The organism is Mitsuaria sp. TWR114 (assembly GCF_007997345.1).
This window is the reverse complement of the sequence record NZ_VOSR01000613.1, coordinates 1-10,150: the sequence shown is the minus strand read 5'-3', so window position 1 is coordinate 10,150 and position 10,150 is coordinate 1. Positions and strand designations below refer to the sequence as shown.

General features: G+C 72.2%; 11 protein-coding genes and 1 pseudogene. 8 read left to right on the top strand and 4 right to left on the bottom strand.

Annotated features, from left to right (window positions below):
• Positions 1-84 precede the first annotated feature (84 nt).
• The gene (locus tag FUT87_RS20710; RefSeq protein ID WP_147242242.1) at positions 85-486 is read right to left on the bottom strand and encodes a hypothetical protein; all 402 of its coding nucleotides are present in this window, start codon (positions 484-486) and stop codon (positions 85-87) included.
• Between FUT87_RS20710 and FUT87_RS20705 the strand changes: the two genes are divergently transcribed.
• The 5 genes from FUT87_RS20705 to FUT87_RS20685 all read left to right on the top strand — a co-directional run bounded on the left by FUT87_RS20705 (position 485) and on the right by FUT87_RS20685 (position 4,334).
• Entirely contained in the window at positions 485-1,201 is a 717-nt protein-coding gene (locus tag FUT87_RS20705) for a hypothetical protein (protein WP_147242241.1), read from the top strand. The genes FUT87_RS20710 and FUT87_RS20705 overlap by 2 nt on opposite strands.
• Positions 1,198-1,545, top strand: a complete 348-nt coding sequence (locus FUT87_RS20700) for an antibiotic biosynthesis monooxygenase (protein ID WP_091719785.1) — start codon at positions 1,198-1,200, stop codon at positions 1,543-1,545. The genes FUT87_RS20705 and FUT87_RS20700 overlap by 4 nt, the downstream gene beginning before the upstream one ends.
• Positions 1,546-1,767: 222 nt before the next feature.
• Positions 1,768-2,958 carry an acyltransferase gene (locus FUT87_RS20695; RefSeq protein WP_147242240.1) on the top strand — a complete coding sequence of 397 codons (1,191 nt, stop codon included), beginning with the start codon at positions 1,768-1,770 and terminating at the stop codon, positions 2,956-2,958.
• Positions 2,959-3,037: 79 nt separating this feature from the next.
• Positions 3,038-3,463: a CreA family protein gene (locus FUT87_RS20690; RefSeq protein ID WP_233217840.1), complete on the top strand. Its 426-nt coding sequence runs from the start codon at positions 3,038-3,040 to the stop codon at positions 3,461-3,463.
• A gap of 16 nt (positions 3,464-3,479) precedes the next feature.
• The gene (locus tag FUT87_RS20685) at positions 3,480-4,334 is read left to right on the top strand and encodes a hypothetical protein (RefSeq protein ID WP_147242239.1); all 855 of its coding nucleotides are present in this window, start codon (positions 3,480-3,482) and stop codon (positions 4,332-4,334) included.
• Between the two features lie 18 nt (positions 4,335-4,352).
• Here the strand turns inward: FUT87_RS20685 and FUT87_RS20680 are convergent, their stop codons facing one another.
• On the bottom strand, positions 4,353-4,772 hold the full coding sequence (locus FUT87_RS20680) for a rhodanese-like domain-containing protein (RefSeq protein WP_147242238.1): 420 nt from the start codon (positions 4,770-4,772) through the stop codon (positions 4,353-4,355).
• Positions 4,773-5,043: 271 nt separating this feature from the next.
• Between FUT87_RS20680 and ftrA the strand changes: the two are divergent.
• Positions 5,044-5,950: pseudogene (gene ftrA / locus FUT87_RS20675) on the top strand (transcriptional regulator FtrA).
• A 14-nt stretch (positions 5,951-5,964) separates the two neighbouring features.
• Here the strand turns inward: ftrA and FUT87_RS20670 are convergent.
• A complete protein-coding gene (locus FUT87_RS20670; protein WP_147242237.1) occupies positions 5,965-7,026 on the bottom strand; it encodes a beta-propeller fold lactonase family protein in 1,062 nt (353 codons plus the stop codon).
• A 91-nt stretch (positions 7,027-7,117) separates the two neighbouring features.
• On the opposite strand from FUT87_RS20670, the gene FUT87_RS20665 reads away from it, so the two are divergent.
• Positions 7,118-8,299, top strand: a complete 1,182-nt coding sequence (locus FUT87_RS20665) for a GGDEF domain-containing protein (RefSeq protein ID WP_186830660.1) — start codon at positions 7,118-7,120, stop codon at positions 8,297-8,299.
• A gap of 150 nt (positions 8,300-8,449) precedes the next feature.
• The gene (locus FUT87_RS20660) at positions 8,450-9,082 is read left to right on the top strand and encodes a GNAT family N-acetyltransferase (RefSeq protein ID WP_091719753.1); all 633 of its coding nucleotides are present in this window, start codon (positions 8,450-8,452) and stop codon (positions 9,080-9,082) included.
• Positions 9,083-9,128: 46 nt separating this feature from the next.
• Here FUT87_RS20660 and FUT87_RS20655 read toward each other — a convergent pair whose 3' ends face one another.
• On the bottom strand, positions 9,129-9,950 hold the full coding sequence (locus FUT87_RS20655) for a TetR/AcrR family transcriptional regulator (RefSeq protein ID WP_147242235.1): 822 nt from the start codon (positions 9,948-9,950) through the stop codon (positions 9,129-9,131).
• Between the last annotated feature and the right edge of the window lie 200 nt (positions 9,951-10,150).

Below are 10,150 nucleotides of genomic sequence, written 5' to 3'. Positions count from 1 at the left end.
GCGCGCGCGGACCGGCTCGGCCATGCTGGCGGCGATGTGCGCCAGCGCCTCGTCGGCGGTGGGGGCGTCAATCATGTTTCGATGCTAAGCGAAGCGTTCCCGGCGATCCATCGCGAAGATTCCCCCATCTCCCCTCCCCTCGCCCACCCGGGCGCCCACGCGATGACCGCTTGTCCCTTCCATGCGCGGCACGAGGCCGATGCCCAGGTCGTTGGCGCCGCTGATGCCGCTGATGCCGTTGACGCCGATGCCCCGATCGCCGACGCGCTGAGCATCGATGCGCCGCTCGCGCCATTGCTCGACCCCGCATTGCGGATGCGGCCGCCTGACGAGCCGCTGCCGCCGCCGCTGCGCGCCCAAGGTGGGCCGCTGGCCGAAGTCTTCTCGCGCTGGCTGCGGCAGCGCGACGACACGGCCCACGCGCCGGAGAAGGCGGCGCTGTCGCGCGCGCTGCTGGCGCTGTCCGATGACGACGTCCGCGCCCATGCCCGCCGCCAGGCGGCCATCGCCGCGCAGGGCAGCTGGTCCCACTGGCATTGGGCGGTCCCGGCGTCGACGGTGGCGAGCCTGCTGGGCCTGCCCATGGACGAGCTCGCGGCCCAGCGTCGACTGCACGGGCAACTGCGCGCGATGGCGGCCGCTGGGCGCCCAGGCGACGGGCGAGGCGGTCCGCGCCGGCGGCGAGGCGGTAGCGACGCTGCTGGGCGCGCTCGACGACGCCGAGCACCGCGCGCCCGATGCGCCGCTGCAATGGACCTTGCTCCGGCATGCCGGGCCCTCGCGCTGGACCGACCGCGCCGCGTTCACCGCGAACCGGCTCGCGCTGATCTGGCAGAGCCATGAAGCGGGCGCCGCGCTGCTGGGCCATGCGCTGCTCGGTGATTCGTGGATGGGCGGCGCACCGACGCGCGAGGCCCTGCTGCGCCTGGCACGCGACGGCGGCGCCGTGCGCGTGACCCGGCGTTTCGACGTGCGGCAGCAGCCCCCCGCACCGGTCACCGTGCAGCTGGCCGGCACCGATCACCCCTTCGGCGACGGCGCCCACCGCTGCCCGGGACAAGGCCTGGCGCTGGGCACGTCGCTCGCGTCGCTGCAGTGGCTCGCCGAGCAACCGGGGCTGCGTCCGCCGACCGCCGTCGCGCCGCTGGCGTTGCCCAACATGGACATTCCGCAATTCAAGGACGAGGAGCTTTTCCCATGATCGCCGTCATCTTCGAAGTCACGCCCAGCGCCGACGGTCGCGACCGCTACCTCGAGCTCGCCGCCGAGCTCAAGCCCCTGCTGCAGGAGATCGATGGTTTCCTCAGCATCGAGCGCTTCCAGAGCCTGACCGACCCGGGCAAGCTGCTCTCGCTGTCCTTCTGGCGCGACGAGGCGGCGGTGCAGGCCTGGCGGCGCTTGGAGGCGCATCGCCAGGCGCAATCGGAGGGCCGCGCGGGCGTGTTCGCCGACTACCGGCTGCGCGTCGCCGCGGTGCTGCGGGATTACGGCATGCAGGCGCGCGACGAGGCGCCCACGGACAGTCGAGAGCGCCATCGCGCCTGAAGTGCCCATGGCGCCGGTGATGTCGGCGGCATCGGTGGTGTTGGGATAGGCGCATCGGTCGCGCGACGCTCGAGAGCCGCGTAACGCGCGTAACGGTTCTCGCGCTGCCGACTCGTCCATCGCGCGGGCGATTTCGTCGCAGGATGGCGCCGGCGCCGCGCGGCGTGCCGAGAATCGCCGCCATTCCAACGACGCCGCCTCGAAGCCGGCTCCTTGCTTCCCATGTCCTCCCCTTCCCTGCCCGGCTCGGGCACCCCGCGCCTGCATGGCCTGGACACGCTGCGTGCCGCGGCCATCCTGCTGGTCTTCGCCTACCACTACCAGGTCTTCGTCAGCGGCGAGTCGACCTTCGGCTGGCTGAGCCGCATCGGCTGGGCCGGCGTCGACCTGTTCTTCGTGCTCAGCGGTTACCTGATCGCCAACCAGCTGATGGGCGGGATCGCGCGCGGCGAGCGCCTGTCGCTGCCGCGCTTCTATGGCCGGCGCCTGCTGCGCACGCTGCCCAACTTCTACGTCGTGCTGGCGCTCTACCTGTTGCTGCCCCAGCTGATGGGCGGCCGTGAGCCGCCCCCGCTGTGGCGCTTCCTGACCTTCACCCAGAACATCGGCCTGGCGCCCGGCACGGCGTTCTCGCACGCCTGGTCGCTGTGCATCGAGGAGCAGTTCTACCTGATGCTCCCCGCCGCTCTGATGCTGGGCGCGGCCCTGAAGTCGGGCCGGCGCGTGCTGGCCTGGTCGCTGATCGCCGGGCTGACGCTGGCCGCCATCGCGTGGCGCGATCACCTGTGGCGGCGCTACGGCACGCAGGATCCGTCGCTCGGCTACTACCCGCAGCTCTATTACGGCAGCCTCGCGCGCCTGGACGAATTCCTGCCCGGCGTCGCCATCGCCCTGCTGAAGCATGGCCATGCGGACCTGTGGGCCGCGCTCATGCGTCGCGCGCGGATGCTGCTGGTCGTCGGCGTCACGGCCAGCATCGGCATGCTCACGCTGATGCTGCACTTCTATTACATCGACGGCTACGGCTATGGCCACGCGATGAGCAGCTGGGGCTACAGCGCGCTCGCATGGAGCTTCGGGCTGCTGACCCTGGCGGCGCTCGCACCGCGTGGCGCGCTGTCCCGCGTCGAGGTCCCGGGCGCGAATGCGCTGGCGCGATGGTCCTACGCGCTGTACCTCACCCACAAGCCGATCGCCTATGCGCTGCTCCAGCCGTTGGCGGCGGTCGGGCTGACGCGCACCTCGGGCGCGGCGGTGCCGGTGATCGCGGCGGCCTGCCTGCTGGGCGGATGGCTGCTCTACCGGACCGTCGAGCGGCCTTTCCTTGGCTGGCGCGACCGCTGGATCCCGTCGCAGTTTGTTGACGCGACGCGTGCTACAACCGCGGGCCAAAGGAGTCCCCAGCATGCCTAGCCCCCGTTCCTCCCGCCCTCGCCGTCCGGCGGTCCTGTCCCTCGGCGCCCTGGCGCTGAGCCTGCTCGCCACCGCCTGCATGGGCGCGAACGCCGAGGAGATCGGCGACGTGAGCACGGTGTTCAAGTTCATCGGCCCGAACCACAAGATCGTCGTCGACGCCTACGACGACCCGGCGGTGAACGGCGTGACCTGCTACGTCTCCCGCGCGAAGACCGGCGGCATCAAGGGCGGCCTGGGCTTGGCCGAGGACAAGTCCGAGGCCTCCATCGCCTGCCGCGCGGTCGGTCCGATCAGCATCCCCAAGCCGCTGCCGCGGCAGGAGGAGGTGTTCTCCGAGCGCGCCTCGCTGGTGTTCAAGCGGCTGCGCGTCGTCCGCATGGTCGACGCCAAGCGCAACACGCTGGTCTACCTGACCTACTCGGACCGCGTCATCGAGGGCTCGCCGCAGAACAGCGTGACCGCCGTGCCGGTGGACCGCGGCACCGTCATCCCGGTGAAGTAAGGCGCGGCGGTCCTCCATGCCCGTGATCACCGTCTTCACGCCCGACGAGGTCGAGCACCCGGACAGACCGGCCCCGCTGTCCGACTTCAACCGGCAGTTCATCGCCCAGGGCGACTCCTGGTTCTCGATGGGCGGGCTGCCGCTGCAGTCCTCCAACCTGTTCGACGGCATGTCGACACGGACCGCCGCCTGCGCGGTCAATTTCGCCTCGCCCGGCGCCGTGCTGAGGCGCATGACGGATACGGTCCGGGAGCGCCGCTTCCTGCGTCACCTCAACGGCCCGCTGTCCCGCCGCTGGAGCGCGCTGCTGCTGTCCGGCGGCGGCAATGACCTGATCGAGGCGGCCGCGGTCGACCCGACGCAGCCGGCGGCGCTGCGCCTGCTGGCCACGCAGGCGGAGTGGGGCGCCGGCGTCGCGGAGGACCGCTATCTCTCCGACGCGGGCTGGCAGACCTTCAGCGTTCACCTGGATGCGGTCATGCGGCAACTGCTGCGGGAGCGCGACCGGGGCCTCAACCGCGGCATCCCGGTGGTGCTGCACACCTACGACCTGGCCGTGCCGCGTCCGAGCGGCGCGGGCTTCGGCCGCGGCCCCTGGCTGCAGCCCTCGCTCGTGAAGTACGGCGTCCCGCAGGACGCATGGGCCGCCGTGAGCGCGTTGATGCTGCGTCGGCTGAAGGCCTTGCTGTTCCAGATCGCCGCGGCCGTGCCCGATGGGTCGGTGCACATCGTCGACACGCAGGGCACCTTGACGCCGGCACGCGTGACCGACACCGGCGCGACCGCCGACTGGCTCAACGAGATCCATCCGACGAGCGCCGGCTACCGCAAGCTCAGCGCGCACTGGGCGCCGGTGCTGGACCGACTCTGACGCTCGCCGAGGATCGCGTCAGGGCGCGGCGACGACCGGCGACAGCGCGCGTTCGACCTCGAAGCCCTCGTCGATCCAGCCGGTCAGGCCGCCGATCATCAGCTTCACCGGCCGGCCGAGCCGGGCCAGCCGCACCGCGCCGCGATGCGCGCCGTTGCAATGCGGGCCGGCGCAGTACACGACGAACAGCGTGTCCTTCGGATACGTCGCCATCTTGCCTTCGGTGATCTTGCCGTGCGGCAGGCTCAGCGCGCCGGGCAGGTGGCCGCGCTGGTAGAGCTCGTGGCTGCGCACGTCGAGCAGCACGAAGTCCTGGACGCCGCGGGAGAACGCATCGTGGACGTCCCAGCAGTCGGTCTCGAAGGCGAAGGCCTGCTCGAAGTGGGCGAGCGCCTGGGCGCTGGGCGCGGCGGGAATGGCGGAGACATGCGAGCTCATCGGGGGTTCCTTGCTGGGTGGTGGGGATCGATGGCAGCCAGTGTCGCCAAGCGCGGTGTCATGCACGAGTGGCCGGAATGCCGCGTATCGGTAACATCGCGCCATGCCACGCGCCCGCCATGAATCGAGCCCCCCTCCCCGCAAGGGCAGCACCGCCGGCGCGAGGTCCGCCGCCGCCGGCGCCAACGCCGCCAGGTCGAGCCGATCGGCCCAGGCGGCCACCTCGACCGAGGCGCCGCTGGTCGCGATCCTCGCCTACGACCGTCTCTGCATGTTCGAGTTCGGCTGCGCCGTGGAGCTGTTCGCGCTGGACCGGCCCGAGCTCGGCGTCGCCTGGTACCGCCACGCGATCTGCGCGGCCGAGCCCGGTCCGCTGCGCGGCACCGGCGGCGTGCGCGTCGAGGCGCCCCACACGCTGGCGATGCTGCGGCGCGCCGACATCGTCGTCATCCCCGGCTGGCGCGATGCCGCCGAGCGTCCGCCCGAGCCGCTGCTGAAGGCGGTGCGCGCCGCCCATGCGCGCGGCGCGCGGCTGTGCACGATCTGCTCCGGCGTCTTCGTGCTCGCGCACGCGGGGCTGCTCGATGGCCGGCGCGCGACCACCCACTGGCGTTATGCCGAGCGCCTCGCCCGTGAGTTCCCCCCGCATCGAGGTCGATCCCGGCGCGCTCTACGTCGACGAGGGCCAGGTGATCACCTCGGCCGGCTCGGCCGCCGGGCTGGACATGCTGATGCACCTGGTGCGGCGCGACCACGGCGCGCGCATCGCCAACGCGGTGGCGCAGCGGCTGGTGATGTCGCCGCATCGCGAGGGCGGCCAGGCGCAGTTCGTGCCCAGGCCGATGCCCAGCGACGAATCCAGCCCCATCGCCGTGCTGCAGGACTGGTTGCGCGCGCATCCGCGCGAGGTCCACACGGTCGCGTCGATGGCCGATCGCGCCGCGATGAGCGCGCGCACCCTGCAGCGCCGATTCAAGGCGGCCACGGGCCTGGCACCGCTCGAATGGCTGACGCGCGAGCGCGTCGCCATCGCCAAGGAGCTGCTCGAGACCCGCGAGTCGCTGGACGTGGAGGCGGTGGCCGATCTTTCGGGGCTGGGCTCGCCGGAGTCGATGCGGCGGCACTTCCGCTTGCTGGGACTGCCCGCGCCTTCGCGCTACCGGCGGCAGTTCGGCTGATCAGGTCGAGAGGCTCAGCGGAACACCACGCAGGCCGCGCCCGGCATGGCGATGAAGTGGCCGTCGAAGCGCGGCAGCGCCTCGCCGTCGAGCCGGAACACGCAGAGCTGATGACTGCGCTGCAGGCTGACCCAGAGTTCGTGGCCGTCCGGGCTCAGCGTCGCACTGCGCGGGTAGCTGCCCTGGGCCCAGACTTCGCCGCGCCAGGACGGGCGGCCATCCGCAGCCAGGTCGAAGACGGCGATGGCGTCATGCAGCCGGTTCAGCGCGAAGAGCCGGCGCCCGTCGGGCGTGACGAGCAGGTCCGACGCGTAGCTCAGCCCTTCGAAACCCGCCGGCAGGCTGCTGAGCCGCAGCCGGTGCGTGAGCCGGCCGGCCTCGTCCAGGCCCAGCCAGTCGAGCGCATTCGCGGCCTCGTTGAGCAGGTAGAGCTGCCCCGCATCCCTCGGGTGGAAGACGACGTGGCGCGGGCCGCTGCCCGGCGGCAGCGACAGGCCCTCCAGCTCGATCGGCATCTCCCCGCCTTCATCGACGCGCCACACGCGCAGCAGGTCGTGGCCCAGGTCGGTGGCCAGCATCAGCGGCCAGCGCGGATGCCGGCGCACCATGTGCGCATGCGGCTCGGCGCCGGGCCTGGGAGCGATCGACCGATCGGGCGCACGCAGCGCACCGTCGCTCTCCACCACGGCGCGCCGCACGCTGCCATCGCCGTAATGCGCGATCCATGCCTCGCGCGCGCGGCCGGCGTTGTCGTCGAAGGCGAGATGCACCGGCAGCGTGCCGCCCGTCGCGACCCGCGACATCAGCGTGAGCGCCCCGTCGTCGGGATCGACCGCGAAGCTCGCGAGCTCGTGACTGTCCTCGAACAGCGCGTGCAGCCGCCGTCCGCCCTCGGCCAGATGGAGCCAGGTCGGGCTGCCTTCGAGCGGCGCAGCAAGCCGCGCCCACACGCGACCACCGTTCTCCCGCACCAGCGCGTGAACGCCGCCGCAGTGCGGTCCATATCCGCCGGCGAAGGCGAACGGCACGCCCGGCAGGCGAGCCGGGGCGGACGGGAGGGTGGTCGTCAGGCTCATGGGGCCGCGACTTTACGTGCGCGGCCGCATCGGGGCCACAATCGCCGGTCATGACCAGCTCACGCCCGCCTCGCCGGCGGGTGCCGCGCGTATGCGTTTCGACGTCCCGACGCTGTTCAGCCTGATGCTGATCCAGTCCCTGGCGCTGGCGCTGCTGCTGCCCTTGCTGCTGGGCTGGTGCGACAGCATCGCCGCCCGCCGCGCGCAACTCGGCGCCGCTGCCCAGGCCGCCGGCTGGGCCCTGCTGCTGCTGCCGCCCGAAGGCTCGCGCCTGACCGCGACCGTGGCGCTGGGCCTGCTCAGCGCCAGCGTGACGCTGCTGTGGATGGCCGCCGACCGCTGGCTGCCCGGGCGGCTCGGCCGCTTCTTCCAGTACGGCATGCCGGTGCTGGTCATGGTCGGCTACGGCGCCGGCTGGGACAACTACGCGCTGCGCCTGGCCTGGTCCAACGGCTGCATCGGCCTGCAGATGCTGGCGTTCGGCGTCAGCCTGATGCAGCCGGTCAAGCGCGGTCCCGTCGGCCACCTGCGCTGGCGCCTGCTGTTCACCGTCAGCCTGGGCCTGCTGGCGCTGCTCAACCTGGCCCGCGCCTACCTGGCCGGCTTCGACACCGGCAACCTGCCGCGCTTCGACGCGCCGCATCCGCTCAACATGGCCTTCGCCGTCGTGGCCAACGTCTGCGTGCTGGCCGCCGCGATCGCGATCCTGGTGGCCTGGCGCGGCGAGAGCGAGGTCGAGCTGCGCCGCCTCTCCCAGGTCGACGCCGCCACCGGGCTGGCCAACCGGCGCGCGTTCCAGCAGCGCTCGGTGGACATGATCTCGATGGCGCGGCGCTACAGCGAGCCGCTGATGCTGCTGGTCATGGACCTGGACGGCTGCAAGGCGATCAACGCCACCCATGGCGAGCTCAAGGGCGACCAGGCGATCGCGCTGTTCGCCCGCTGCCTGGACGAGCAGAAGCGCCTGGGCGACGTCGTCGCGCGCATCGATGGCCAGCGCTTCGCGGTGATGATGGCGCGCTCGGACCTGGTCGGGCCGCCGGCGCTCGACCGCCGCGTCCGCGAAGCGCTGCTGGCGCTGGCGCCGCGCGAGCTCGGTTTCACGCTCGGTTATTCGGCCGGCTGGGCCAAGCTGCGCAACGGCGACCGCAACATCGAGGACCTGCTGCACCGCGCCGAGGCCGCGCTGTATGCCGCCAAGCGCCAGGGCAAGGGCCGCCTGTGCGCCGAGCCGGGGCTCGAGGCGGAACTCTGCGTGGCGGTGCCCGCCTGAGCCTGAGCCTGAGCCGTCACCGCGCGGCAATCGCCCGCGCGATGCGGCCCCGCGCCGAGCTGGCATGACGTTTGCGTCAGGGTTTTCCAGGTCCCGACCGCGATTCACGAGATCGGTCGGCAGCCGCAGTCCCACCTGGAGTTCCCGTCCATGCACGTCGCCCTCAGCCCCACGGCCGTCCACCCCCGAGCCGCGCGCGCCCTCCATCCACAGGCCAGCGATACCGCCGCCCTGCCGCGACTGGAGCGGGCGCCGATCGAGATCCTCAAGCTGTCGTCCCGCGACCTGCAATGGCTGCCCGCCCTGACCCACTTGCTGATCGACAACGTCCACCTCGGCGCGACGCTGGGCTTCCTGGCGCCGCTGTCGCGCTACCAGGCGCTGGACTACTGGCATGGCGTCTTCGCGCGACTGGGCCAGCACCACATGCTGTGGATCGCCTGCGAGTCCGAAGGTCCCGGCCGGCTGCTGGGCGCGGTCCAGCTCTCGCTGTGCCCGCTGGCGAACGCGCACCACCGCGGGGAGGTCCAGCGGCTGATGGTGCATAGCGAGGAACGCAGCCGCGGCGTGGCGGGTCAGTTGATGTCGCGGCTGGAATGCGCGGCGGCGACGCAGGGGCGCTTTCTGCTGCAGCTCGAGACCTGCGCCGATTCGCAGGCCGAGGCGGTCTTCGCGCACCTCGGCTGGCAACGCGCCGGCCAGATCCCGGACCACTGCCATGGCGCCGAAGGCCAGCTGCAGACCGCGGTGCTGTACTACAAGCGCCTGCCGCATCTGGTCTGAGCCCACACCCGTTCCGGGCCTGCGCCCGGACGACGGTCGGCGCGCCTCACCCGGCGCCGACCAGCCCGGCCAGCAGCGCCTCCACCCGCTTCGCCCGCGAGACCGCGCCGCCGAGCGCCAGCCCGTCCTGCTCCAGCATCACTAGCCCGTGCAGGCCCGACCACAGCGCGGCGGCGCGCGCGGCGGGCAAGGCGGCCGGCGCGATCAACGCGTCCAGGCCCGTGATCAGCGCCTCACGCAACGCGACCGGCGTGTCGAGCATCAGCAGCCGGTAGTCGTGCGGATGCTGCAGGCCCCATGAGACGAAGGCCCGCGCCACCGCGGCCGCCTCGCCGCCGGGCGCCGCGCCGTCGACCGCGCCCTGCAGCCGCGTCAGCACCGCCTGCAGGCTGTCCTGCGCGAGCCGCGCGAGCAGCTCTCCCTTGTCATGGAAGAAGCTGTAGAGCGTCGCGTGCGAGTACCCGACCGCCGCGCCCACCTCGCGCAGCGTCAGCGCCTCGGCGCCGCGCTCGGCGAACAGCTCCCGCGCGGCGGCCAGGATGCCGGCTTCCAGCGCCTGCTTGTGCGCCGCGCGACGCTGCTGCGACGCCGTCGGCGGCAGCCCCGCTTCGTCTGACGGCGCCAGCGCGCTCGCGCCCTCGGCGCCTGCATCGCTCATCGCCTTGCGCTGCGCCTGCCGCTTGAGCGGTCCTTCCGGCTTGGCCACCTTCTGCCGCACGCGCGGTTGCGGCTTGGCGGCCGGACGCGCGTCGGCCGCGCCCGCCGGGCCGGCCTGCACGACGCCCGCGGTGGGGTGCAGGCCCTTCGGACCGCTCGGGCGCGGATCCGGCAGGGGCGCCCGTCCGCCGCTTGTCGATTTACTGACCATTGGTTAGGATTTGATCGTTGGTTCAAACGAAGCCTGAACAATGCCACAAACGCCTGTGATTGGCCAATCCACCGAACCCTTCATTCCTGTGATGCTCGAGTCGGTGTCGGTCGACCACCCCGACGCGGCACTGCTGATGCACCAGCTCAACCAACGGTTGGCATCGCTCAGCGGTGATTCCGGCGCGAGCCGCTTCGACG

Excerpts from the sequence above, each read along its gene's own strand:
- FUT87_RS20660 (WP_091719753.1), top strand. The coding sequence starts at position 8,450 with ATGCACGTCGCCCTCAGCCCCACGGCCGTCCACCCCCGAGCCGCGCGC.
- FUT87_RS20670 (WP_147242237.1), bottom strand. The coding sequence starts at position 7,026 with ATGAGCCTGACGACCACCCTCCCGTCCGCCCCGGCTCGCCTGCCGGGC.
- FUT87_RS20665 (WP_186830660.1), top strand. The coding sequence starts at position 7,118 with ATGCGTTTCGACGTCCCGACGCTGTTCAGCCTGATGCTGATCCAGTCC.
- FUT87_RS20690 (WP_233217840.1), top strand. The coding sequence starts at position 3,038 with ATGGGCGCGAACGCCGAGGAGATCGGCGACGTGAGCACGGTGTTCAAG.
- FUT87_RS20710 (WP_147242242.1), bottom strand. The coding sequence starts at position 486 with ATGGGCGCGGACGTCGTCATCGGACAGCGCCAGCAGCGCGCGCGACAG.
- FUT87_RS20705 (WP_147242241.1), top strand. The coding sequence starts at position 485 with ATGCCCGCCGCCAGGCGGCCATCGCCGCGCAGGGCAGCTGGTCCCACT.
- FUT87_RS20685 (WP_147242239.1), top strand. The coding sequence starts at position 3,480 with ATGCCCGTGATCACCGTCTTCACGCCCGACGAGGTCGAGCACCCGGAC.
- FUT87_RS20700 (WP_091719785.1), top strand. The coding sequence starts at position 1,198 with ATGATCGCCGTCATCTTCGAAGTCACGCCCAGCGCCGACGGTCGCGAC.
- FUT87_RS20695 (WP_147242240.1), top strand. The coding sequence starts at position 1,768 with ATGTCCTCCCCTTCCCTGCCCGGCTCGGGCACCCCGCGCCTGCATGGC.
- FUT87_RS20680 (WP_147242238.1), bottom strand. The coding sequence starts at position 4,772 with ATGAGCTCGCATGTCTCCGCCATTCCCGCCGCGCCCAGCGCCCAGGCG.
- FUT87_RS20655 (WP_147242235.1), bottom strand. The coding sequence starts at position 9,950 with ATGGTCAGTAAATCGACAAGCGGCGGACGGGCGCCCCTGCCGGATCCG.